The following is a 23931-nucleotide window of genomic DNA, read 5'->3' on the forward strand; positions in this document are numbered from 1 at the left end:
CGAGGGCAGCAAACAACGTCGGCAAGCGGCGGAACCGCGCGAAAGCACGCGCACAGGCAAAGGGCACGGCACGATGAGCACAGGCACTTCCCGCAACACCACTGCCCGCACGGGCCGCATTCTTCTGGCACTGGGCCTCGCAGGCGCGCTGGCCGCCTGTGAAGAAGGCCAGGATCTTTCCTCGATCTTCAAGCCGAAACCAGGCGCCGAAGCAGAAGAGACCGACACCCGCACAACCAAGCTGGTCGAACGTGACGTCGAAGCGCCCGAGGTCTTCTCGGTCACCGAGGCCGGCCTCTGGGATGGCCGTCCGAGCCTTGGCGGCGTCTGGGCCGCTCACCCCGATGTGGCCGATCCCGAGCGCGTGATCATCCGCAACCAGTCGAACGGCAAGTTCGTGATCGGTGCCCTGTTCCGTCGCGAACGGGAAATCCCCGGACCCCGTGTCCAGATCTCTGCCGATGCCGCTGCCGCCCTTGGCATGCTGGCCGGTCAGCCGGTTGAGCTGAACGTGACCGCCCTGCGCCGCGAGGAAGTGCCGGAAGAGGCCCCCGCTCCGGTGGCCACCACCGAGACCGCCGCTGTCGAGGAAGAGGCGCTTGACCCGATCGCCGCCGCCAGCGCCGCGATTGCCGGGGCCGAAGCCGCCACCAAGCCGCCCGCGCAGGAGGTGAAGGCCGAAACCGCGCCCGCGCCGCAATCCACCACCCTGTCCAAACCCTATGTGCAGATCGGCATCTTCAGCGTTGAAAGCAACGCAAAGAACGCCGCCCAGCAGATGCGCAACGCGGGCATGGTGCCGCTGATCCGCAAACTGACCAGCAAGAACAAGACCTTCTGGCGCGTCATCGTCGGCCCGGCCTCGAATGCCGCCGAACGCAAGACGCTTTTGAAGAACATCCACGCCACCGGGTTCACCGACGCCTACGCCGTCAGCAACTGACCCGCGCGAAAACCGGAGATCGCCGCATGAAACTGGCCCTGCCCCGCCTCCTGAGCGCCGCCGTGGCGCTGGCCCTGACCGTGACCCAGGTCTCGGCCTTCGAAACCCGGGCCAGCGCGGCCTATGTGATGGATCAGGGCACCGGCACCATCCTGCTGGCCAAGAACGCCGACGAGCCCCTGCCGCCCGCCTCCATGTCCAAGCTGATGACGCTTTACATGGCCTTCGAGGCGGTCCGCGACGGCCGCCTGTCGATGGAGGAAAAGCTGCCTGTCTCGCAACACGCGATGAACTATGGCGGCTCGACCATGTTCCTTGATACCACCGACAAGGTGAAGGTCTCCGACCTCATTCGCGGTATCATCGTGCTGTCGGGCAACGATGCCTGCGCCGTGATCGCCGAGGCCCTGTCGCCGGATGGCACCGAGGCCGGCTTTGCCCGCCTGATGACCCGCCGCGCCCGCCAGATGGGCATGACCAACTCGACCTTCGCCAACTCCAACGGCTGGCCCGCCCCCGGACACCGCATGTCGATGCGCGACCTAGCGCTGCTGGCCAACCACCTGATCGAGGACTTCCCCGAGTTCTACCCGATGTTTGCCGAACGCGAGTTCAAGTTCGATGGCCGCGCCCCCGGCAACACCCGCAACCGCAACCCGCTCCTGAGCCTCGACATCGGCGCGGATGGTCTCAAGACCGGCCACACCCAGGAAGCAGGCTATGGCCTCGTCGGATCTGCCCGCCAGGGAAGCCGCCGTGTGATCTTCGTGATTTCCGGCCTCGACAGCTCCAAAGCCCGCGCCGAAGTCTCGGAACAGATCGTCAACTGGTCCTTCCGCCAGTTCTCGGAAAGCAAGATCGCCCGCGAGGGCGAGCGCATAGCCGATGCCGAGGTCTGGATGGGCCGCGAAAACAAGGTCGCGCTGGTTCCGGCCGAGGATATCGATGTGCTCCTGCCGGTTCTGTCGATGGACAAGGTCGACGCCGAAGTGGTCTATCACGGCCCGGTTCAGGCCCCTGTCACCCAAGGCCAGGAACTGGCCGAACTGGTCGTGCGTCCCGATGATCTGCCCGCGATCCGCGTGCCTCTGGTCGCGGCCAAAGACGTTCCCGCCGGCGGCTTTACCGTCCGCCTGCGCACCGCCACCAGCGTGCTGTTTGACAGCCTCGGCATCGGGGCCGGAGACGCGTCGTGACCGACGGCGGACTGTTCATCACCTTCGAAGGCATCGACGGATCGGGAAAATCCACCCAGATCCGGGTGCTGGCCGAAACCCTGCGCGGCAAGGGGTATGACGTCGTCCTGACCCGCGAACCCGGCGGCTCTGACGGGGCCGAGGAAATCCGCTCTCTCGTGCTTGAAGGCGACCCCGACCGCTGGTCGGCCGAAACCGAAATCCTGCTGTTCACCGCGGCCCGCCGCGACCACCTCGAACGCACCATCCTGCCGGCGCTGGCTGCGGGCAAGATCGTGCTCTGCGACCGTTTCGCCGATTCCACCCGCATGTATCAGGGCCTGTCCCGCGGCGACCTGCGCGAAACCGTCGACCACCTGCACCGCCTGATGATCGGCCGCGAACCCGACCTCACCATCCTGATCGACATGGACCCGGCCACCGGCCTCAGCCGCGCCAAGTCCCGCGCCACCACCGAGGAACGCTTTGAAGACTTCGGACAGGCCCTTCAGGAACAGATGCGCAAGGGCTTTCTCGGCCTCGCAAACGAATTCTCCGACCGCTTCCGCATCATCGACGGAGAACAATCCATCGACGCCGTGGCTTCCGACATCGCCGACACCGTGCTAACGCATCTTTCATGAGCGACGACACACTCCCAGAAGCAGATCGCGTCGAAGGGGCACCGCACCCGCGCGAAACCGAGCGGCTCTTCGGCCAGTCTCAGGCCGAGGCAGGCTTTCTCGAAGCCTATAACGCCGACCGCCTGCACCACGCCTGGCTGATGACCGGCCCGCGCGGCGTCGGCAAGGCCACGCTGGCCTGGCGGATCGCCCGCTTTCTTCTGGCAACGCCCATCTACGAGGGCGGCGGCCTGTTTGGCGATGCCCCGCCCACCTTTGACACCCTCGACATTTCGCCCGATCACCCTGTCGCCCACCGCCTTCTGGCGCGCTCGGAACCCGGCATGTTCGCCATCACCAGAAGCGTGAACGAAAAGACCGGTAAGCTGCGTGACATGATCACCGTCGATGACATCCGCGGCCTGACCCACTTTCTCACCATGTCCGCCGCCGAGGGCGGACGCCGCGTCGTGATCGTCGATGCCGCCGACGAAATGAACGTGAACGCCGCCAACGCGCTTTTGAAAATGCTCGAAGAGCCCCCGGCCCTCACCACCATGCTGCTGGTCTCTCACCAGCCATCGCGTCTCCTGCCCACCATCCGCTCGCGTTGCCGCGAATTGCGCCTGACCCCGCTTGAGGCCGACGACATGACCGCCGCCCTCGCCCAGGCCGGGGCCGAAGACAACGACGATCCCGCACTGGCCGCCCTGTCTTCGGGATCGGTCGGCGAGGCCATGCGCCTGACGCGGCTTGGCGGTCTCGAGATGTATCAGGAAATCGTCGGCATCTTCGCCACGATGCCCAACCCCGACCGACCGCGCGCTCTCAAGCTGGCCGAGGCCGCCGCCGCGCGCGGGGCCGAGAACCGCTTCGAGCTTTTGCTCACCATGTTCGACACCTTCCTCGCGCGGCTGTCCCGCACCGGTGCAACCGGTGTCCCGCCGCTGCCCGAGGCCGCCAAGGGCGAAGCCGAGGTTCTGCAACGCCTTGCCCCCAATCCGCACAAGGCCCGCCAATGGGCAGAAATCGCGCAAGAGATTTCATCACGCACCCGCCACGGGCAGGCGGTCAACCTTGACCCTGCCGCACTAGTTCTAGATACGGTTTTCAAGATAACAGAAACCGCATTGCGCTAGACCATGACTGACATCCCCCGGATTACCGACAGCCACTGTCACCTCGACTTCCCCGACTTCGAAGGACAGCTCGACGAGATCGTCGCCCGTGCCGCAGACGCCGGCGTGGCCCGCATGGTCACCATCTGCACCCGCCTGCGCAACGAACCCACCGTACGTGCCATCGCCGAGGCCCACGCCCCCGTCTTCTATGCCGCCGGAACCCACCCGATGAGCGCCGCAGACGAGCCGATGGCCACCGTCGACCAGCTCGTTGCCCTCGCGCAGCACCCGAAATTCGTCGGCATCGGCGAAACCGGCCTCGATTATCACTACACCGCCGAAAGCAAGGACGTGCAGAAAGAAAGCCTGCGCATCCACATCACAGCAGCCCGCGAAACCGGCCTGCCGCTGATCATCCACTCGCGCGATGCAGACGAGGACATGGCCGCAATCCTGAGCGAGGAACACGCCAAGGGCGCCTATTCCTGCGTCATGCACTGCTACAGCTCCGGTGCCGCCCTGGCCAAAACCGCTGTAGACCTCGGCTTCTACCTCTCGATGTCCGGCATCGCCACCTTCCCGCGCAGCCAGGACGTCCGCGACATCTTTGCCGCCGCACCGGTTGAGCGCATCCTCGTGGAAACCGACGCGCCCTACCTTGCCCCGCCCCCGCATCGCGGCCGACGCAACGAACCGGCCTATACCGCCCTCACCGCGCAGGTCGGCGCAGATGTCTTCGGCATGTCCTACGCCGATTTCGCCGCCCAGACCGAAGCCAACTTCGACCGCCTCTTCACCAAGGTCGCATCCTTCGCGGAGGCCGCATGAGCGCCACGCTGACCTTCACGATCCTCGGCTGCGGCTCGTCCGGTGGCGTGCCGCGTCTTGGCGGCCACTGGGGCGATTGCGATCCGACCAACCCCAAGAACCGCCGCCGCCGCTGTTCCCTGCTGATCGAACGCGAAACCGAGGCCGGCAAGACCAGCGTCCTGATCGACACCTCGCCGGACATGCGTTCGCAACTGCTGGATGCAGGCGTCGGCGAACTCGACGCGGTGGTCTATACCCATTCCCATGCCGACCACGTGCACGGCATCGACGATCTGCGCATGATCGTCTTCAACATGCGCAAACGCCTGCCCGTCTGGGCCGACGGTGCCACCCAGGACGCGCTCTATTCCCGCTTCGGCTATGCCTTTGTACAGCCCGAAGGCTCGCCTTATCCGCCGATCCTCGACATGCACACCATCAAGGATGACGTCGAGATTACCGGCGACGGCGGCACCGTCACCCTCACCCCGATCAAGGTGAACCACGGCAGCATCGACGCCCTCGCCTTCCGCGTGAACGACCTTTGCTACATGCCCGACGTGGCCGAGATCTACGACGATGCCTGGCTCCAGCTTCAGGGCCTCGACTGCTGGATTCTCGACACCCTGCGCCGCACGCCACACCCGACCCACGCCCATATGGAGAAATCCCTCGGCTGGATCGAACAGGCGGCTCCCAAAAGCGCAATCCTGACCAACCTGCACATCGACATGGACCACGCCGAAGTCGAGGCCGAAACGCCCGATCACATCCGCGCGGCCTATGACGGGATGCAGATCGTCTATACCGTCTGATCCCATGCAAACGCTGATCACCGTCATCCTTCCGGTGTTCCTGGTGATCGGCTTTGGCTATCTCGCCGCCTGGCGCAACCTGTTCACACAGGACAATGTCGACGGCCTGATGCGCTTTGCCACCAACTTCGCGGTGCCGGTCCTGTTGTTCCGCGCCATCGCCAAGCTGGACCTCACCGCCGAATTCGACCTCGCCCTCCTAGGTAGCTTCTACACAGGCGCTTTCTTAAGCTTCTGTGCGGGCCTCTTCGGGGCGCATTACCTGTTCAAACGCGATTGGGAAGATTCCGTCGCCATCGGCTTTATCTGCCTGTTCTCAAACTCACTTCTGCTGGGCCTGCCGATCACCGAACGCGCCTTTGGCCCCGATGCGCTGGCCGGGAACTATGCCATCGTCGCCCTGCACTCGCCCTTCTGCTACGGCCTTGGCATCACCACGATGGAAATTGTCCGCGCTCGCGGTTCCTCGCCGATCACCATCGTTCCCAAGGTGCTCAAGGCGATGTTCCGCAACGCCCTGATTGTCGGCATCTCGCTGGGCTTCGCAGTCAACCTGAGCGGCCTCACCCTGCCCGAACCGGTCTGGGTCTCGGTCAACCTGATGGCCACAGCCGCCCTCCCCGCCGCGCTCTTCGGCATGGGCGGCGTCCTGTTCCGCTATCGTCCCGAAGGCGACCTGCGCACCATCGCCTATTGCTGCATCGTCAGCCTCGTCCTGCATCCGGCCATCGTCTACACCCTCGGCACCTTCAATGGGCTCAGCGTCGACGGCCTCCGCTCTGCCGTGCTCACCGCATCGATGGCCCCGGGCATCAACGCCTATCTCTTTGCCAACCTCTACGGACGCGGGCAACGCACAGCCGCCTCCACCGTCCTCGTCGGCACCGCGATCTCGATCCTCACCATCTGGCTCTGGCTTGGCGCCCTTCCCTAGGATCACTCACCCTTGATTGGACAGGACGGCGCGCACATGTTCCAAGGAACCACCCCCTCAAGGAGCGCGCCAATGACCACCCCCATCCGCATCGACATCGTTTCAGACGTGGTTTGCCCCTGGTGCATCGTCGGCTTTCGCCAGCTTGAACAGGCCGTTGCCCAATCCGGCATCGAAGCCGTGGTCTACTGGCATCCGTTTGAGCTGAACCCAGACATGGTGCCGGAAGGCGAAAACCTGCGCGATCACATCATGCGCAAATACGGCAGCACCGCCGAGCAATCCGCCAAGGCGCGCGAAAACCTGCAAACCATCGGTGCCCCGCTCGGCATCAACTTTGCCTTCTCCGACGACGCCCGCATCTACAACACGTTCCAGGCGCACCAACTGCTGCACTGGGCACAGGACTTCGAAAAGTCCCACGATCTGAAACTCGCCCTCTTCAACACCTACTTCGAACAGGGCAAGGACGTCTCCAACTCTGACGTTCTGCTAGACGCTGTCGCCTCTGTCGGTCTCGACCGCGACGAGGCAGCCGAGGTTCTCAAAGATGGCCGTTTTGCCGACATCGTCCGCGAAAAGGAACAGTTCTGGACCTCCCGCGGCGTCTCCGGCGTGCCCACCATGGTTTTCGACCAGCGCCACGCCACCTCCGGCGCACAGGGCGTAGAAACCTTTGCCAACATCCTCACCCAACTTTCCCAGGCCCGCGAAGCGGCAAGTTAAAGCTGAATTTCCCCGACTGACCCCGCCAAACGACACAAATCCCTAGATTGCGCCGCGCACTCATGCCACTCTGCGCCCATGCGATTTCTAGTACCCATTTGTTTCTTCGCCTTCCCGGCGCTTGCCGATACGCCCATGTCAGCGGCGGAATTTGAAGCCCATACCCAGGGCAAGATTCTCACCTACGGGGCCGACGGCCAGAATTACGGGGTCGAGGAATATCTGCCGAACCGGCGTGTCCGCTGGTCCTTTCTTGACGGCAAATGCAAGGAAGGGGTCTGGTATCAGGAAGGCCAGCACATCTGCTTTATCTACGAAGATGATTTCGAACCACAGTGCTGGCTGTTCTTCAACGAAAACGGCCGCCTTGGCGCTGTCTTCGCCAGCGGCGACACTCCCACCGAACTCTATGAAACCCAGCAGACCGATGAAATGCTCTGCCTCGGTCCCGAAGTCGGCGTCTGAATTCACACTCTCTTAATCCGTGCGGTGCTGTAACGACCGGAATTATCGGCCCTCGCACCTCCGCAATACCGACGTAATACCGACGTAGCACCGACGCCGGTTTTCGCCGTTAACCCGCCCTCAGAACAGGCTTCCTTGGGTGGGCGGCGGGTCTTTCTTGGCCGTTTTTTTCGGCGCGGCCTTGCCGCTCAACGCCACTTTTCCATCCGCAAATTCGACCTCGATCTCACTCGCTTTCTTGGCCGATTTCGTGTCCGTCACCAGCTTGCCATCACCCCAGACAACCGCATATCCACGCTCAAGCGTGGCCTGGTATCCAAGCGTCTCGCGCATCCTTTCAGCCTGCGCCAAACGGTCTTTGAGGCCTTTCAAAACGCGCTCTTCCGCAAGGTCCATACGCGCGGCAAGCTCTTGTATTTTCTCGCGTTTCCGCGAAACCTCCCGCGTAATCGCCACCGGCGACAACCGGTCTGCCCGCCGTCCCAAGGCCTGCCGCTTGCCGTCGATCAGCTGTCGCAGGGTGCTCGCTCGCAGGCTGCCCGTGCGTTGCGTCAGCTCCACCCGCCGCCGCTGCACCCCGTCGCGCAGGGCACGCGGCAGGTTCTCTCCCGCCCGGTCCAGCCGCTGCCGGGGCGTCTGCAAGATCGCATCCGCATTCGGCAAGGCCCGCGCCACATCCCTGAGCCGCTGCCCCCGCCGCGCAATCCCATCCGTCAACGCCCGCGTCAACCGCCCCCCCTGCTCGTCGGTCCAGCCCAACAAATCAAGGCGCACAGGCACCGCGATTTCGGCCGCCGCCGTGGGGGTTGGCGCGCGTCTGTCCGAGACGAAGTCAATCAGCGTGGTATCCGTTTCATGCCCCACTGCCGAGATCAGGGGGATATCACTCGCCGCCGCTGCACGCGCGACGATTTCTTCGTTAAACCCCCATAAATCCTCAATACTTCCGCCGCCCCGCGCAACGATCAGCAGGTCAGGACGCGGCATGGCACCGCCGGGTGTCAGGCGGTTGAACCCCTCGATGGCCCGCGCCACCTCGCCCGCACAGGCCGCCCCCTGAACCGCCACCGGCCAGATCAGAACCTTGCGCGGAAACCGTTCTCTCAGACGGTGCAGAATGTCCCGGATCACCGCGCCAGAAGGCGAGGTCACAACCCCGATGATCTCGGGCAGATAGGGCAAGGGTTTCTTGCGCTCCGGCGCAAACAACCCTTCGGCCGCCAGCTGCTTCTTGCGCTTCTCCAGCATAGCCATCAGCGCGCCTTCGCCCGCCACACTCACGTCATCGACGTTCATGTTGTACTTCGACTGCGCCCCGAACGCCGTGAGCTTGCCGGTGACGATCACCTCCATGCCCTCTTCCGGCTGCACGGTCAGCCGCGCCGCCTGCCCCTTCCAGGTCGTGCAGGCCAGCACGTTGCCCTCATCCTTGATGTCGTAATACAGGTGCCCAGACCGCGCCCGGAACACGCGCCCCACCTCGCCACGCACGCGGATGCGCCCAAAGGCGCTCTCGATGGTCTTTTTCACCGCGCCGGAAATTTCCGATACGCTAAATTCCGGGGCATTTTCCCCTTCAATCGGGGAATCGATGAGGTCGGACATTTGGCCTCGCTTGTAAGACTGCTCACCACAGCTTAGAACGCCCGCAAAGCAAGGCCAAGCAGAAGGGCACACCATGAACATTCTCATTCTCGGAAGCGGCGGACGCGAGCATGCCCTGGCATGGGCCGTGATGCAGAACCCCAAGTGTGACAAGCTGATCGTCGCGCCCGGCAACGCGGGCATCGCCAAGATCGCCGATTGCGCCAAGATCGACATCGACGACGGTGGCGTGGTGGTCAACTTTGCCGAAGAGAACGCCATCGACTTCGTGATCGTCGGCCCCGAAGCCCCGCTGGCAAACGGTGTCGCCGATCGCCTGCGCGAAGCAGGCATCCTCGTTTTCGGCCCCTCTGAAGGCGCGGCCAAGCTGGAAGCCTCGAAAAGCTTTACCAAGGAAATCTGCGACGCCGCCAAGGCGCCAACCGCAGCGTACGGTCATTTTACCGATGCTGAAGCGGCCAAGGCTTATATTCGCGCACAAGGGGCTCCGATTGTCGTCAAGGCGGACGGTCTCGCAGCCGGCAAAGGCGTGATCGTCGCAATGGACGAGCAAACCGCGCTGGAGGCCATCGACGACATGTTCGGCGGTGCCTTTGGTGGCGCAGGTGCCGAGGTGGTGATCGAAGAGTTCATGGAAGGTGAAGAAGCCTCTTTCTTCATCCTCTGCGATGGCAAGTCCGCTCTGCCCATCGGCACTGCACAAGACCACAAGCGCGTGGGCGAAGGCGACACCGGCCTCAACACCGGCGGCATGGGCGCCTATTCTCCGGCTCCGGTCCTGTCGGACGAGATCGCCCAGAAGGCGCTGGATGAGATCATTCAGCCCACCATCGACGAAATGGCCCGCCGTGGCGTGCCCTATCAAGGCGTTCTCTACGCCGGCCTGATGATCAAGGACGGCCAGCCGCGCCTCGTGGAATACAACGTCCGCTTTGGCGATCCCGAGTGTCAGGTTCTGATGATGCGCCTTGGCGCGCAGGCCTTTGACCTGATGCACGCCGCCGCCGAGGAACGCCTGGCCGAAGCCCGCGTGAACTGGGCCGACGACCACGCCATCACCGTTGTCATGGCGGCCAACGGCTATCCCGGCTCCTATGAAAAGGGCAGTGTCATCAACGGCCTCGACGCGTTGCCGGAAGACAGCAAGAACATGGTCTTCCACGCGGGCACGACCGCCGTTGACGGCAAGTTCACCGCCACAGGCGGCCGCGTTCTGAACGTGACCGCACGCGGTGCCTCGCTGCAGGAAGCCCGTGACCGCGCCTATGCCATGATTGACCAGATCGACTGGCCCGGTGGCTTCTACCGCCGCGACATCGGCTGGCGCGCCCTCTGATCGGAATAAAGAAAGGCGTCAGGACACCCTGGCGCCTTTTTTGTCTCTTGGGTCCGGGACCTAGCCTTTACAGGCCACAACATCCGCAAGGCTCTGCCGCCCCCGGAACGGCCCGGCATCCCGGCTGGTCACTTTCCGCCCCGACAGGGTCGAGAGCATGACCCGCCCCCAGTCGCTGTTGACGGTGACAATCTCCGGCCCCTGCCCGCAATCGCGGATACCACCCGAAATGAAATCCTCGCCAATGCGGTGATTGGTCAGCCCGGTCTTGTCGGCCACATGCACCAGCCGCCCATCGTCAAACCGCCAGATCCGCAGGGTCTTGGCCAGATGCGGACGGTCGATATAGGCCAACTCGACCTTGCCGTCCCCATCCAGATCCGCCGCGCCCAGCGGCGCAAGCCAGCGGTTCGAGCGCCCGATAAACGGCGTCGCCGCCACCAGCCCGGTCTCGTCATAAACCGCCAGCCGCGCGCCCTCATGGATGCTGCTCTCGATGGTGATCAACTCGCCGTCACCATCCCCGTCCAGATCCACAAGCCGCGGCGACAGGTCTTCGAACACGCGATCTTCCGGAAGGGTCAGGCGAAGCCTCCGCCCATCCGACATCTGCATCTCCAACGTGCCATATTCGATCGCGTCCCCAAGCACCCCATGGGCATAGCGCGTGGTAGGCGCGCCATAGCTGGCTGTCACGATCTCGGCCTTGGCCTTTCCCGCCATGAGAAAGGCCGCGCAGCCCATCAGCAGCGCGGCCCCCAATTTCCCATATCGGGTGCGAAAAACTGTATCCCGCGCCTCTTCAGGCATCAGATCTGTTTTTCCGGCATCTGGACAACCAGACCGTCCAGCGCATCGGTCACCTTGATCTGGCAGGTCAGGCGCGAGCGCTCCGGATCGGGCTCATAGGCAAAATCCAGCATGTCTTCTTCCATGTCGTCCTTTGCCGGTACTTTCTCGACCCACTCGGGGGCGACGTACACGTGACAGGTCGAACAGGCGCAAGCACCGCCGCAATCGGCTTCGATACCCGGAATGTTGTTGTCGCGGGCACCTTCCATAACGGTCAGACCGTTGGCAACTTCGACCACGTGCTCGGTACCGTTGTGCTCGACATAAGTGATTTTGGCCATGTCTTAGAACTTTCCTTGCGTGAGTTTTTACTTACCTAATCAACGGTTTTCACTCTCGCCAGTCCCTTTTGCGACTCAGGTCTTGTTTCCTTGCGACAAAATTCAAATGTTCTATATTTGTTCCTATGACAGTTCAGCCTCGCCTCCCCCCCTGGCCACGCCCCCCGTCGGCCCTGCCTGCAATCCGTCTGGTCGAGCCGCCCAACGGGGCGCGTGTGACGGTTGCCGGGCTGGTGATCCTGCGCCAGAGACCGGGCACCGCCAAGGGGGTGATCTTCCTCACGCTCGAAGACGAAACCGGCATCGTGAACATCGTGGTCTGGCGCAAGCTGTATGAACATTTTCGCCGCGCGGTGATCTCGGGAAGGCTCCTGCGCATCACCGGCCGCATCCAGCGCGAAAACAACGTGACCCATGTTCTGGCCGAACGGATCGAGGACATTTCTCCGATGCTCGACACCCTGCTCACTCCGCCGCGGGGTTCCGAAACGGGCTAAAACAGGGTAAGAAGAACAAAACACCCCGTGCGTTTTCGCCAGAGGCAACGAGCATGACACTCCGATTTCCCTTTCTTGCGGCTTTGGCCGGCCTGACACTGGCCGCCTGCGAAGACGGCATGATGACGCCCGACCTCGCCGCGCTGAACGAACCGGACGTCGTGCGCACGACCTCGGCCATCGCGCCACCGGGGGCCAAGCCCGGCACCTGCTGGGGGCGTTCCGTGACCCCCGCCGTGATCGAAACCGTCACCGAACAGATTCTCGTGCAACCCGCAGAGGTTCTGGCCGACGGCACCGTGATCAGCCCCGGTGTCTACCGCAGCGAGACCCAGCAGCGCATTGTCCGCGAACGGCGCGAAACGTGGTTCGAGACGCCCTGCGACGACGTCTGGACCGAAGAGTTCACCGCCACCCTGCAACGCGCGCTCAAGGTTCGTGGCCACTATACCGGTGCGATCACGGGCGAGATGGACAAGCGCACACGCGCCGCCATCCGCCGCTACCAGGAGCCACAAGGCCTCAACAGTTCGATCCTCTCCCTTGCCGCCGCCCGCCAGCTTGGTCTTGTCGCCGTAGCGCGCGAGGAGTAACGCGTCCATCCCACGAAAAAGGGCACCCGAAGGTGCCCTTTCATCGTCTATTTCCAGACAATCACTCTTCGATGTTCAGCGCCACAAAGCGCGGCTCTCCGGCGCGACGCACCAACAAGAGAACCGATTTCCGGCCTGCGTCACGGGCTTCCTGAACCCGCGCTTCGAGATCGGCAACCGAGGTCAGTTTCTGCTGGCTTGCCTCGGTCAGGATGTCACCCGCACGCAGCCCCTTTTCAAAGGCTTTCGAGGTTTCATCCACACCGGTCACAACCAGACCAACAGTCCCTTCACCCGCACCCAGTTCGCTGCGCATTTCATCGGTCAGCGGCGTCACGGTCAGGCCAAGCAACTCTTTCTCAATCGGCTCGGCCGGTTCCGGAGTGCTTTCGGTGCCATTGTTGGATTCGGCGGTCTCGCGACGTCCCAGGGTCACCTTGAGGGTCTCCTGCTTGCCATCGCGCAGCACCACCACGCGGACGGTCTTGCCGACTTCGGTATTGCCCACCACGCGAACCAGTCCACGCACATCGGCGACTTCCTTGCCATCAAACAACATGATGATGTCGCCCGACTGCATACCGGCCTCGGCTGCCGGACCTTCCGGCACATCGGTCACCATCGCGCCAGCGGCTTCGTCAAGCCCCTCAATGGCTTCGACCATGTCCTCGCTGACGTTCTGGATGCGCACACCCAGCCAGCCACGACGGGTCTCGCCGTATTCCTGCAACTGGTCCACCACGCGGGTGACAACGTTGGACGCCATCGAAAAACCGATACCGATCGAGCCACCGTTGGGGGACAGGATCGCAGTATTCACGCCGACGACCTCGCCATCCATGTTGAACAGCGGACCACCCGAGTTGCCCCGGTTAATCGCTGCATCGGTCTGGATGTAGTCATCATAGCTGCCCGAGAGGGCGCGGTTACGGGCCGAAACGATCCCTGCCGACACGGAAAAGCCCTGTCCCAGCGGGTTGCCCATGGCCATGACCCAATCGCCGACACGGGCGGTGTCACTGTCACCAAAGCTGACAAAGGCCAGCGGCTTGTCAGTTTCCACCTTCAACAGCGCGATGTCTGTATTCGGATCGGTGCCGACAACTTTCGCAGGCAGTTCTTCCCCCGAGAAAAACTCGATAAGGATCTCGTCTGCCCCATCAATCACGTGGTTGTTGGTCACGACGAAGCCGTCTTCCGAGATCACGAACCCGGACCCAAGCGCCGACGTGCGACGCGGACGATCCCCGTCACCCTGCCGATCCTGGAACTCGCGGAAGAAATCTTCGAACGGCGAGCCTTCCGGCACGATGCCCTGCGGCCCGGTGCGGCCGGCAACCACGGTCGAGGTAGTGATGTTCACGACGGACGGGCTGATTTTCTCGGCCAGGTCCGCAAAGCTATCGGGGCGGGCCTGTGCTGAAATGGACTGAGCGATCAAGAGCAGGATCCCCAGTGCCGTGATCCACATGACGCGCATATGCCCGCTCAGGCTGGCAAGACGCGCAATTGCTTTTGCCTCTGTATTCACTCGCAAATCTCCTATTTTGGTACCCGGGTGGCACACGAGGGCCACGCCTTGGGCGACACAATGAATGTAGGTTCCATCATGAGCAACTCAACTTGGATCGCCAAGCCACAAATGGATGTGAAGTGATTGTGAAGAATGTTACCGGCCAAAATCCGGTTGTCAGGCACCCAGCGCCTTGGCCATCCAGACCAGACAAACGCCTAGCGCCATTGCCATCAACCCCATGTTCCGGCGTTGATTTTCCGGCAGGCTGCGCAACGCTTCAAGCAGTTGCTCAACAAGCGAAGGGGCCAGTGCGTACACCAGCCCCTCGATAATCAGTACAAGACCGATCGCCAGAAGTGCGACCCCGATCATTGTGCCGGTTTGTCCGATTTCAGGTAGTTGAAGAAATCGTTGTCCGGCGACAGGACCAGCGTGGAGTTGCCTTCCAGAAGCGCCGCACGATAAGCCGCGAGCGAACGGTAGAATTCAAAGAACTCGGGGTCCGCGCCAAAGGCATCCGCGAAGATCGCGTTCCGCTCGGCGTCGGCTTCACCTCGGATGATTTCGTTCTGACGGTTCGCGTCCGACACAAGCTCGACCACGGTCCGGTCGGCCTGCGCACGGATACGCTGTGCCGCTTCCTGACCACGCGCCCGTTCGTCGGTGGCTTCCCGCACACGCTCTGCCCGCATCCGGTCAAAGGTTGCACTCAGGTTTTCCCGCGGCAGGTCGGTACGCTTCAGACGCACGTCGATCACCTCAAGGCCCAGCGCGCGTGCATCCGCAATCGCACCGTTCCGGATACGCAGCATCAGCGCCGCACGATCCGAGCTCAGGATGTCGTTCGACGAAACCGAACCCAGGATTTCCCGGGTCTGCGAACGCAGGATCGAATCCAGACGACGGCCCGCAACCTCGATTGCCTGATCGCCACCGGCACCAGTTGCCTGACGGAACTGGTTCACGTCGGCGATCCGGAAACGCGCGAAGGCGTCAACCACAAGACGACGATCATCCAGCGGCGTGACTTCAAGCGGGTCAACATCACGGCTTAGGATACGGTCATCATAGGTGACAACCTCTTCGAACAGCGGGATCTTGAAGGCCAGACCCGGCTCTTCCTTGATCGAAACCACCTTTCCAAAGCGCAGAACCAGCGCCTTCTGACGTTCGTCCACGATAAAGACCGACGACAGCGCCGCCGCCACGATCACAACGAGGATAGGGAGAAGATAAGTCGACTTACGCATTATTTTTTCCCCTTGGTCAGCTCATTCAGCGGCAGGTAGGGCACAACGCCCTGGCCACCGTCCTGATCGTCGATGATGACTTTGTCGACACGGCCCAGAACCTCTTCCATCGTCTCGAGGTAAAGACGTTTGCGGGTCACATCCGGAGCCTTCTGATATTCGTTGAGAACAGCCGAGAAACGGCTCGCCTCACCCTGCGCTTCGTTCACGACGCGCGCGCGATAGGCTTCGGCCTGTTCCAGAACCTGCGCGGCTTCACCACGCGCGCCAGCCAGAACCTGGTTGGCATAGGCATCCGCCTCTTTCTGGGTCCGGTCACGTTCCTGCTCGGCGGCCTGAACGTCGCGGAAAGCGTCGATCACCTGCTCGGGCGGGTCCGCCTTGTCAAAGTTCACACGCACGATGTTCACGCCTGAATCATAGCTGTCCAGCGTCGATTGGATCAGGTCCTGAAGGTTCGAGGCAATCACACCACGGTCACGGTTGAGGATCGGCGCAAGGTCCGACTGCGCGATAATCTCGCGCATCGCCGATTCCGAAACGGCGCGGATCGTCGGGCGAGGGTCACGCAGGTTGAACAGGAACTGCGCCGGATCATTGATGTTCCAGACCACCTGGAAATCGATGTCGACGATGTTCTCGTCCCCGGTCAGCATCAGGCCCGCATCCGAACCACGTGCGCCAACACCGATATCTTCAGTCTGTTCGCGGGTTACGGGGATCACTTCCTTGGTGACAAGCGGCCACGGGGCAAAGTTCAGACCCGGATTACCGGTCGAGGAATACTCCCCAAGGAACAGTTCCACCGACTGCTCTTCCGGCTTGACGGTATAGAAGCTCGCAGAAATCCAGCCCAGGGCTGCAACCACGCCAATCCCAAGGGCAAGCACACCCGGACCGATACCACCACCGCCAGACGGGCGACGTCCGCCGCCCTGGCCACCGCCGGAATCACCGCGACCGCCCATGAGAACGCGCAGCTGGTCCTGGCCTTTCTTCATCAGCTCGTCGATATCCGGGATCTGCGGCCCATCATCTTCCGGGCGGCGTCCACCGCCACCATTGTTGCCACGGTTGCCACCGCCGCCACCTTGATTTCCGCCGCCGCCCCAGGGGCCGCCACTATTGCCTGCCATAAAGGTCTATCCCTTTCTCAATCATCTACGAACGCACCACATAATCTGCGGTGCATTCGCCAAAATTCAACCCGTACGTACCGGGCTCTTCATGGTCACGATCTCTTCGGACATCGTCGGGTGTACCGCAACGGTCCTGTCGAAATCTTCCTTGGTTGCACCCATCTTTACCGCGATACCGGCCAATTGGATCATTTCGCCCGCCCCCGGCGCGACGATATGACAACCCAGAACCTTGCGGGTCTTCTGGCTCACCACCAGTTTCATCAGCACTTTCTCGCTGCGTCCAGCAAAGCTTTGCTGCATCGGCTTGAAGGATGTCGAATACACCTCGATCGGCTCCTGCGCGCGGGCCTCTTCTTCCGAAAGACCCACGGTGCCGATCTCGGGCTGGGTAAAGATCGCCGTCGGGATCAACTCGTGATCCGGCTTGGTCGGGTTGCCCTTGAACACGGTCTCGACAAAGGCCATGCCTTCGCGGATCGCAACCGGCGTCAGGTTCACACGGTCGGTCACGTCGCCCACCGCATAGATCGACGGAACCGCGGTCTGGCTATAGTCGTCGACCACGACTTCGCCCTTGCGGCCGATTTCAACGCCAACTTCGGTCAGGCCAAGCCCATCGGTGTTCGGCGCACGACCCGTGGCAAACATCACCTTGTCAAAGGTCGTGGTCGTGCCGTTGGTATCCAGCACCTTGACCTTGTCGCCGTCTTTTTCAAGCGAGACAACATTGGTGTTCACCTGAAGGTCGATGCCCTTCTCGATCATTTCCGACGCCACGAGGTTGCGCGTTTCATCATCGAACCCGCGCAGGATCTGCGCCCCGCGATAGAACTGCGTGGTTTTCACCCCAAGACCGTTCAGGATGCCGGCGAATTCACTCGCGATATAGCCGCCGCCCACGATCAGGACGTTTTCGGGCAGCTTGTCCAGATGGAAGATATCGTTCGACGTGATCGCCAATTCGGCGCCGGGCACGTCCAGCTTGGTCGGACGTCCGCCCACAGCCAGCAGAATGTGCTTGGCGGTCTTGCGGGTCCCGTCGGCCAGTTCAACCGTATGCGCATCCGCAACCTTGGCACGCTGATCAAAGGTCTCGACACCGTTGTTGCCCAGAATGTTGCGATAGACGTTCTCGAGGCGGTCCAACTCGGCATAAAGCTTGCCGCGGAACACGTCCCAGTCAAAGGCACCGGGCTGAATATCCCACCCATAGGCCTGCGCATCTTCGGCCGCATGGGCGAATTCGCTGGCAAACACCATCAGTTTCTTGGGAACACAACCGCGGATCACGCAGGTGCCGCCATAGCGGTCTTCTTCCGCCAGTGCCACCTTGGCACCTTCCTGGGCCGCAACACGCCCTGCCCTTACGCCACCGGAGCCACCGCCGATGACAAACAAATCATAATCGAATTCCATATCGCGCCCTTAGTCTGCCAGATCCGAGAAGAGATTGTCGGTCTCGGCAAAGTCCAACATGCTCTCTTCGATCGTGCCGGCGTTGATGTCGCGCACTTCCACGCGCCCATCGCCATAGCCGACAACGACCGCGTCACAGATATCGATAAACAACCCGTTTTCAACCACGCCCGGCATCTGGTTCATCACCAGAGCCAACTGGCGGGCATCCCCGATCCGCTTGAGGTGAAGATCAAGGATGTGGTTGCCCTCATCGGTCATAAAAGGGCTGTCGCCATTCATCCGCAGGGTCGACGAGCGGCCCAGAACATCCATGCTGACAAGGGTTTCCTCGATCAGGGCCTGCGTGGTCTGCCAGCCAAAGGGGATCACCTCGACCGGCAGGGGAAACGCGCCCAGCGTTTCGACCTCTTTACCGATATCGGCAATCACAACCATTTGATCCGAGGCCGTTGCCACGATCTTTTCCTGCAGCAGCGCACCGCCGCCACCCTTGATCAGGTTCAGGTCGCCATCAAACTCGTCCGCGCCGTCAATCGTCACATCCAGCCACTTGGCTTCGTCAAGGCTCACCACCTCGATGCCCACCTCACGCGCCAGCTGCGCCGTGCGGGTCGATGTCGGCACGCCCTTGATGCGCAACCCTTCCTCGCGCACCATTTCGCCAAGGCATTTCACCAGCCATGCGGCCGTCGATCCGGTCCCAAGACCCACCCGCATGCCGTCTTCGACATAATCGGTGGCCTTCTTGGCGGCGACGAATTTGGCCTTGTCGATAGGTGACAATTCTCCGGACATGCGGCGACTCCCTGTTAGTGTTGGCAAGTTTATAGGAAAGTTGCACGCCTAGGGCCACGGTGAAAACGAACAGGTTAACCCGTTCTAACCACGTCTCATGGTCGAAATCACCTTTTGCATCAGCTTCAGCAACGCCTCCCGCTCGTCCTGCCCCAATCCGGCAAGGGCCTCGGCATTCTGCGCCGCAGCCGCTTCAGTAGCATCCCGCTGCAACATCTGCGCCTTCTGCGTCAGGAAAACGAGCTTCGAACGCTTGTCCGATTGGCTGGGCTTTCGTTGGATCAACCCATCCCGCTCCATACGCGTCAACGTATTTGCCATCGTCGCCTGTTCTACATCCAGACGCTCGACAAGCGCCACCTGCGTGAGACCATCTTCCTCCCACAGCTCCAAGAGCACCATGAATTGCGCAGGTGCCAGCCCCAACACCTTCAAGCGCCGCTGCAACCCGTTCGCGAACAGGCGGGCCATGTGGTTGGCCAGAAACCCGGCCGAGTGCGATTTTGCAAATTCCATGTGCGCCAATGTGCAATTGCATAGCACGCTATTCAACTTCATTTTTCATAGCATGCTATTTAAAAGGAATACCCCATGAAACTCAAACTGCACGCCATCGCCGGAACCATCGCACTCCTGACAATCGCGTCGTTCTGGATCTCCACACTACTGTCCGAAGTCTTTGGCTCTCATCAGGCCATCGCCTTGGTGAAAACCAATATCCTGTGGGGAATGGCGCTTCTCATTCCCGCAATGGCCATGACCGGAATCACCGGTGCAACCCTAGGCAAAGGCTGGCGGCTGCCCCAAGTCGCCAGCAAACAGCGCCGCATGAAGATCATCGCCGCAAACGGCATCCTGATCCTGCTGCCCAGCGCCGTGTTCATTGCTCTTCGCGCGCAAGCAGGTCAATTCGACATCCCCTTCTACGTTGTCCAGAGCCTCGAATTGATTGCCGGCGCCACCAACATCACCCTGCTGGGTCTCAACATGAAGGACGGCATGGCCCTTCGTGCGCGGCGCAAGCTTATCAAATGATCGCTTCCTCGCAGACCGGCTCAAGGCCCGATCAAACCCACATCAAAAATGCGCGTTTCCGATTGGAAACGTCGCTTTGGGACGGACAGATTTTCGCGGCACTTCCTATTTTCACCACCATGGAGACGTTGCGACTACATTATGCCCCCGACAACGCGTCGGGAATCATCCGCCTTGCGCTGGAAGAGCGCGGGCTGTCGTATGATGCAGTTCTGGTCGATCGTGCCTCGAAGGCACAGCAAAGCGCCGCCTATCGCGCCATCAATCCCGCCGGTCTCATCCCGGCGCTGGAAACACCGAAGGGCACCATTTTCGAAACCGCGGCCATCCTTCTCTGGCTTGCAGACACCTATGGCAAGCTGGGGCCGGCACCTGACGACGCTGACCGCCCGCAGTTCCTCAGTTGGCTGTTCTACCTGTCGAACACCACCCACGCCGACCTGCGCCTGAATTTCTATCCCGATCAGTATATCGGCCCATCGACAACCGATCACGCAACCCTGCGTAAGGGCGCACGCGCGCGCCTGATCCGGTCGCTTGACCTGCTGGAAGACCTCGCCCTCCAGAACAAACCCTGGTTCAATGGCCAAAACCCTTCCGCGCTCGACCTCTATGTCTGCATGATGCTCCGCTGGATGGCGCTGTATCCGCAGGGCGACACCGATTGGTTCTCGCTGCCCAACTGGCCGACGCTCCAGTCGCTCGCCGCCCGCCTTGAAAGCCGCCCCTCCGTCCTTGCCCTGTGCAAGGCCGAAGGCATGGCCCCGAACCCGTTCACGACCCCAAAATCCCCAAATCCGCCTGAAGGAGTGGCCCTGTAATGTTCCTGTCTGTCTTCGACATGTTCAAAGTGGGCGTTGGCCCGTCATCGTCGCACACCATGGGCCCGATGGTGGCCGCCGCGCGTTTTCTCGACCTGATGCGCGCCTCGCCCTTCGATTTCCATGGCCTCAAGGCCTCTCTGCACGGCTCGCTTGCCTTTACCGGCGTTGGCCACGCCACCGACCGCGCCACCATCCTCGGCCTCGCGGGCTTCCTGCCCGACACCTATGACGCCGAAAAGGCCGAAGAGGCGCTGGCCCAGATCAAGGCCACGCATATGGTGCACCCCGAAGGGCTGCACGCCCTGCACTTCAACCCTTCCGAAGATCTCAAGTTCGATTTCGGCCCCAACCTGCCCGGCCACGCCAATGGCATGATCCTGATGGCCACCGATGCGCAGGGCGATGTCACGCTTCAGGAAACCTACTACTCGATCGGTGGCGGCTTCGTCATGACCGAAGCGGAACTGGCGGAAGGCAAGGACACCGACGAAGGCGATCCCGTTCCCTACCCGTTCAAATCCGCCGTCGAGATGCTCGAAATGGCGCAGGCCTCGGGCAAGACCATCGCCGAGATGAAAAAGGCCAACGAAATTGCACGCGGCTGCCCCGACAGCCTTGCCAAGGGCTCGGCCCGTATCTGGCAGGTCATGAACGACTGTATCGAACGCGGCCTCACCACCGAAGGCACCCTGCCCGGCGGTCTTGGCGTCAAGCGCCGTGCCAAGGCGATCCACGATGCGCTTCAGGCCGAGCGCGGCATGAACATCAACGCGCCGCACACCATCAACGACTGGATGAGCGCCTATGCGATGGCCGTGAACGAAGAGAACGCCGCCGGCGGTCAGGTCGTCACCGCCCCCACCAACGGCGCTGCCGGTGTTCTGCCCGCCGTGATCCGCTACTGGATCGATCACGTACCCGGTGCAACCAGCTCGCGCATTGATGAATTCCTGCTGACCGCCGCCGCGATCGGTGGCCTCGTCAAATTCAACGCGTCGATTTCAGGGGCCGAAGCCGGCTGCCAGGCCGAAGTCGGCTCGGCCTCGGCCATGGCGGCCGCCGGTCTCTGCGCCGTAATGGGCGGCACGCCGGAACAGGTGGAAAACGCCGCCGAAATCGCGCTGGAACATCACCTCGGCATGACCTGCGACCCGGTCAAGGGCCTAGTTCAGGTGCCCTGTATCGAACGCAACGGCCTTGGTGCCATCAAGGCGGTCTCGGCAGCCTCCCTCGCCCTGCGTGGCGACGGCACGCACTTTGTCCCGCTGGATGCTGTGATCGAAACCATGCGCCAGACCGGCCATGACATGCACGAGAAATACAAGGAAACCTCGCTTGGCGGGCTCGCGGTGAACGTGCCCAACTGCTGATCCGTTACTGCGTGACGAACACGCAACCATCCGAAATCAACTCTGGCGGCGTCCTGCACAGGCCCCGCGCCACCGCATAGGCCGCCAGAACCTTGGGCACATAATCCCGCGTCTCCGCATACTCCGGCACGCCCTGCGCCTGTTTGACCGCATTCTCGCCTGCGTTGTACCCCGCCAGCACCAAAATCGGGTCGCGCTCGAAGGTCTTCATGAGAAGATCCAGAAACGCCACACCTCCCTTGATATTCTCATCCGCGGCAAAACTGTCGGACACACCAAAACGCTCTGCCGTCACCGGCATCAACTGCATCAGTCCCTCAGCTCCTGCACCACTCACCGCAGACCCATCGCCGCCCGATTCCACCGCAATCACCGCCAAAACAAGCGCCGGAGACACATCCGTGCCCACCGTCGCAATCAGAATATCCCGCGCATGGGCCTGTGCGATCTTCTGCAAGGCCTGCAGCCTTGGCGCCGAAACCCCTTTGCCTTCTGGCGGCGTGCTCAGGTGCTGGAGCGCGGTCGCCAGCCGCCCCGGCCCGCTCTCTGACATCTGCGGCGAAACTTCCTCCCAGAACCAGTCATAGCGCGCAGCATAGGGGGCTGTGGTGGCAACCTCCTGTTCAACCGGAACAGGTGCCGCCGCCTCTTCGCTGATCTGCACATCAATCTTCGGCTTACTCCCCGGTTTCGGGACCTTGATCCGCTTGGCACTGAATTCGGGGAAAGGGGGTGGTGATTCCGCCTGAATCGGCCCCGCAAGAACGGAAACTCCGATGAGTCCCGTTCCGATCCATTGAAAAAACTGCTGCCTCACACGCGCCATGGCGCCACTCTCCCAGAAATCACGGCGTGAAACCATGTAATTGGGCATCCAATCCTGTCATTTTTGCCTCATTTCACCGCCGAACCACCCTTGCGGACACCCAACCGAAGGAAAACCACGAATTTTTCCATTTAAAAACAAACGGATAAATAAATTCACCAGAATTTTCCCTCAAAGCACGAAAATGGAACCAATCGTGCCCCAATCGTGCCCGATTCAAGCGGGATATTACCCTCATACCAAGTCGGACACGGGGCAATGAGAGAGCAGCCCACCAAGGCCGGCAAGGTTGAGACTGAATGTAAATGATCCTTGGAGGGACACATCATGATCAAGTTCATCAAAAACTTCCGCAAAGACGAAAATGGCGCAGTAACCGTTGACTGGGTTGTTCTGACCGCCGCAATCGTTGGCCTGGCTGTAGCTGCCTACACCGCCATCGAAACCAACACCAACACTCTGGCCGCACAAGCCGCGACCCAGATCAGCGGTGAAGTCGGCAAGTAAGCCGCACTTAAAAAACCAGATTTCCGGGGCTGCGCCGTCAAATCGGCGCAGCCTTTCTTTTTGGGTCAACCGCTCACGGGCCTGGCCGCACAAAGCCCGCAACATCTTTTCCGCAGGCTCATGCAAATCTCTCGATTCACTACAAAATGGCACCAATTGCGCCCAATTCCTGCCCGAATCCAAAGGGATATTGTCCTCATGCCAAGTCGGACACCGGGCACGAGAGAGACATAGCCCAATTGTTGCCCGGCCGGGTTGTGAACCGAAACTGAATGAATCCACTGTATCCTTAGGAGGGACACACCATGATCAAGTTCATCAAAAACTTCCGCAAAGACGAAAATGGCGCAGTAACCGTAGACTGGGTTGTTCTGACCGCCGCAATCGTTGGCCTGGCCGTTGCGGCCTACACCGCCATCGAAACCAACACCAACACCCTGGCCGCACAAGCCGCGACCCAGATCAGCGGTG

General features: G+C 61.7%; 27 protein-coding genes. 16 read left to right on the forward strand and 11 right to left on the reverse strand.

The features are described from left to right. The first annotated feature begins 73 nt into the window (after positions 1–73). The 9 genes from NNA36_RS15335 (at position 74) to NNA36_RS15375 (ending at position 7612) form a co-directional block, all read left to right on the forward strand. Positions 74–943, forward strand: a complete 870-nt coding sequence (locus tag NNA36_RS15335) for an SPOR domain-containing protein (RefSeq protein ID WP_255108598.1) — start codon at positions 74–76, stop codon at positions 941–943. A gap of 26 nt (positions 944–969) precedes the next feature. Then, complete coding sequence (locus NNA36_RS15340) at positions 970–2139, forward strand: D-alanyl-D-alanine carboxypeptidase family protein (RefSeq protein WP_255108599.1); 1170 nt, start codon at positions 970–972, stop codon at positions 2137–2139. Further along, on the forward strand, positions 2136–2762 hold the full coding sequence (gene tmk, locus NNA36_RS15345) for a dTMP kinase (RefSeq protein ID WP_255108600.1): 627 nt from the start codon (positions 2136–2138) through the stop codon (positions 2760–2762). The genes NNA36_RS15340 and tmk overlap by 4 nt, the downstream gene beginning before the upstream one ends. Continuing rightward, positions 2759–3880, forward strand: a complete 1122-nt coding sequence (locus tag NNA36_RS15350; protein ID WP_255108601.1) for a DNA polymerase III subunit delta' — start codon at positions 2759–2761, stop codon at positions 3878–3880. The genes tmk and NNA36_RS15350 overlap by 4 nt, the downstream gene beginning before the upstream one ends. Before the next feature lie 3 nt (positions 3881–3883). Beyond that, positions 3884–4690, forward strand: coding sequence for a TatD family hydrolase (locus NNA36_RS15355; RefSeq protein WP_255108602.1), 807 nt, complete (start codon positions 3884–3886; stop codon positions 4688–4690). Further along, positions 4687–5487, forward strand: a complete 801-nt coding sequence (locus NNA36_RS15360; protein WP_255108604.1) for an MBL fold metallo-hydrolase — start codon at positions 4687–4689, stop codon at positions 5485–5487. Before NNA36_RS15355 ends, NNA36_RS15360 begins: the two co-directional genes overlap by 4 nt. A gap of 4 nt (positions 5488–5491) precedes the next feature. After that, positions 5492–6421 carry an AEC family transporter gene (locus NNA36_RS15365; protein ID WP_255108606.1) on the forward strand — a complete coding sequence of 310 codons (930 nt, stop codon included), beginning with the start codon at positions 5492–5494 and terminating at the stop codon, positions 6419–6421. Positions 6422–6493: 72 nt separating this feature from the next. After that, the gene (locus NNA36_RS15370; protein WP_255108608.1) at positions 6494–7147 is read left to right on the forward strand and encodes a DsbA family oxidoreductase; all 654 of its coding nucleotides are present in this window, start codon (positions 6494–6496) and stop codon (positions 7145–7147) included. 78 nt (positions 7148–7225) lie between these two features. Next, positions 7226–7612 (forward strand): hypothetical protein, encoded by a 387-nt coding sequence (locus NNA36_RS15375; RefSeq protein ID WP_255108609.1) that lies wholly within the window; start codon positions 7226–7228, stop codon positions 7610–7612. A 120-nt stretch (positions 7613–7732) separates the two neighbouring features. Here NNA36_RS15375 and xseA read toward each other — a convergent pair whose 3' ends face one another. After that, positions 7733–9217, reverse strand: coding sequence for an exodeoxyribonuclease VII large subunit (gene xseA, locus NNA36_RS15380; protein ID WP_255108610.1), 1485 nt, complete (start codon positions 9215–9217; stop codon positions 7733–7735). Between the two features lie 73 nt (positions 9218–9290). Here xseA and purD point away from each other — a divergent pair, with 73 nt between their 5' ends. Next, positions 9291–10553 carry a phosphoribosylamine--glycine ligase gene (gene purD / locus NNA36_RS15385; RefSeq protein WP_255108611.1) on the forward strand — a complete coding sequence of 421 codons (1263 nt, stop codon included), beginning with the start codon at positions 9291–9293 and terminating at the stop codon, positions 10551–10553. A 60-nt stretch (positions 10554–10613) separates the two neighbouring features. On the opposite strand, the gene NNA36_RS15390 is transcribed toward purD, so the two are convergent. Further along, on the reverse strand, positions 10614–11363 hold the full coding sequence (locus tag NNA36_RS15390) for an FG-GAP repeat domain-containing protein (RefSeq protein WP_369681674.1): 750 nt from the start codon (positions 11361–11363) through the stop codon (positions 10614–10616). Continuing rightward, a complete protein-coding gene (locus NNA36_RS15395; protein ID WP_255108612.1) occupies positions 11363–11686 on the reverse strand; it encodes a 2Fe-2S iron-sulfur cluster-binding protein in 324 nt (107 codons plus the stop codon). The genes NNA36_RS15390 and NNA36_RS15395 overlap by 1 nt, the downstream gene beginning before the upstream one ends. Before the next feature lie 125 nt (positions 11687–11811). On the opposite strand from NNA36_RS15395, the gene NNA36_RS15400 reads away from it, so the two are divergent. Together NNA36_RS15400 and NNA36_RS15405 are read left to right on the forward strand one after the other, a co-directional pair. After that, entirely contained in the window at positions 11812–12183 is a 372-nt protein-coding gene (locus NNA36_RS15400) for an OB-fold nucleic acid binding domain-containing protein (RefSeq protein WP_255108613.1), read from the forward strand. Positions 12184–12236: 53 nt separating this feature from the next. Beyond that, positions 12237–12776 (forward strand): peptidoglycan-binding protein, encoded by a 540-nt coding sequence (locus tag NNA36_RS15405; RefSeq protein WP_255108614.1) that lies wholly within the window; start codon positions 12237–12239, stop codon positions 12774–12776. Positions 12777–12837: 61 nt separating this feature from the next. On the opposite strand, the gene NNA36_RS15410 is transcribed toward NNA36_RS15405, so the two are convergent. The 7 genes from NNA36_RS15410 to NNA36_RS15440 all read right to left on the reverse strand — a co-directional run bounded on the left by NNA36_RS15410 (position 12838) and on the right by NNA36_RS15440 (position 19414). Next, complete coding sequence (locus tag NNA36_RS15410) at positions 12838–14256, reverse strand: Do family serine endopeptidase (RefSeq protein WP_255108650.1); 1419 nt, start codon at positions 14254–14256, stop codon at positions 12838–12840. A 210-nt stretch (positions 14257–14466) separates the two neighbouring features. Beyond that, complete coding sequence (locus NNA36_RS15415; protein ID WP_255108615.1) at positions 14467–14664, reverse strand: DUF2065 domain-containing protein; 198 nt, start codon at positions 14662–14664, stop codon at positions 14467–14469. Next, complete coding sequence (gene hflC / locus NNA36_RS15420) at positions 14661–15542, reverse strand: protease modulator HflC (RefSeq protein WP_255108617.1); 882 nt, start codon at positions 15540–15542, stop codon at positions 14661–14663. The genes NNA36_RS15415 and hflC overlap by 4 nt, the downstream gene beginning before the upstream one ends. After that, on the reverse strand, positions 15542–16678 hold the full coding sequence (hflK, locus tag NNA36_RS15425) for an FtsH protease activity modulator HflK (protein WP_255108619.1): 1137 nt from the start codon (positions 16676–16678) through the stop codon (positions 15542–15544). The genes hflC and hflK overlap by 1 nt, the downstream gene beginning before the upstream one ends. Positions 16679–16744: 66 nt before the next feature. Then, complete coding sequence (gor, locus tag NNA36_RS15430) at positions 16745–18100, reverse strand: glutathione-disulfide reductase (protein ID WP_255108629.1); 1356 nt, start codon at positions 18098–18100, stop codon at positions 16745–16747. Positions 18101–18109: 9 nt separating this feature from the next. Next, the gene (rpiA, locus tag NNA36_RS15435) at positions 18110–18898 is read right to left on the reverse strand and encodes a ribose-5-phosphate isomerase RpiA (protein ID WP_255108631.1); all 789 of its coding nucleotides are present in this window, start codon (positions 18896–18898) and stop codon (positions 18110–18112) included. 84 nt (positions 18899–18982) lie between these two features. After that, positions 18983–19414 carry a MarR family winged helix-turn-helix transcriptional regulator gene (locus NNA36_RS15440; RefSeq protein ID WP_255108633.1) on the reverse strand — a complete coding sequence of 144 codons (432 nt, stop codon included), beginning with the start codon at positions 19412–19414 and terminating at the stop codon, positions 18983–18985. A 75-nt stretch (positions 19415–19489) separates the two neighbouring features. Here NNA36_RS15440 and NNA36_RS15445 point away from each other — a divergent pair, with 75 nt between their 5' ends. Genes NNA36_RS15445 through NNA36_RS15455 form a run of 3 tightly spaced genes read left to right on the forward strand, consistent with a single transcriptional unit; the run spans position 19490 to position 22127 of the window. Then, positions 19490–19933 (forward strand): hypothetical protein, encoded by a 444-nt coding sequence (locus tag NNA36_RS15445; protein WP_255108635.1) that lies wholly within the window; start codon positions 19490–19492, stop codon positions 19931–19933. After that, a complete protein-coding gene (locus NNA36_RS15450) occupies positions 19930–20754 on the forward strand; it encodes a glutathione S-transferase family protein (RefSeq protein WP_369681675.1) in 825 nt (274 codons plus the stop codon). Before NNA36_RS15445 ends, NNA36_RS15450 begins: the two co-directional genes overlap by 4 nt. After that, the gene (locus tag NNA36_RS15455; RefSeq protein ID WP_255108637.1) at positions 20754–22127 is read left to right on the forward strand and encodes an L-serine ammonia-lyase; all 1374 of its coding nucleotides are present in this window, start codon (positions 20754–20756) and stop codon (positions 22125–22127) included. Before NNA36_RS15450 ends, NNA36_RS15455 begins: the two co-directional genes overlap by 1 nt. A 4-nt stretch (positions 22128–22131) precedes the next feature. Here NNA36_RS15455 and NNA36_RS15460 read toward each other — a convergent pair whose 3' ends face one another. Next, positions 22132–22791: a lytic transglycosylase domain-containing protein gene (locus tag NNA36_RS15460; protein ID WP_369681676.1), complete on the reverse strand. Its 660-nt coding sequence runs from the start codon at positions 22789–22791 to the stop codon at positions 22132–22134. A 489-nt stretch (positions 22792–23280) separates the two neighbouring features. On the opposite strand from NNA36_RS15460, the gene NNA36_RS15465 reads away from it, so the two are divergent. Further along, on the forward strand, positions 23281–23460 hold the full coding sequence (locus tag NNA36_RS15465; protein ID WP_255108642.1) for a hypothetical protein: 180 nt from the start codon (positions 23281–23283) through the stop codon (positions 23458–23460). The last annotated feature ends 471 nt before the right edge of the window (positions 23461–23931 follow it).

Origin of the sequence: Shimia sp. CNT1-13L.2 (assembly GCF_024331145.1) — a bacterium.
GTDB lineage: Bacteria > Pseudomonadota > Alphaproteobacteria > Rhodobacterales > Rhodobacteraceae > Shimia.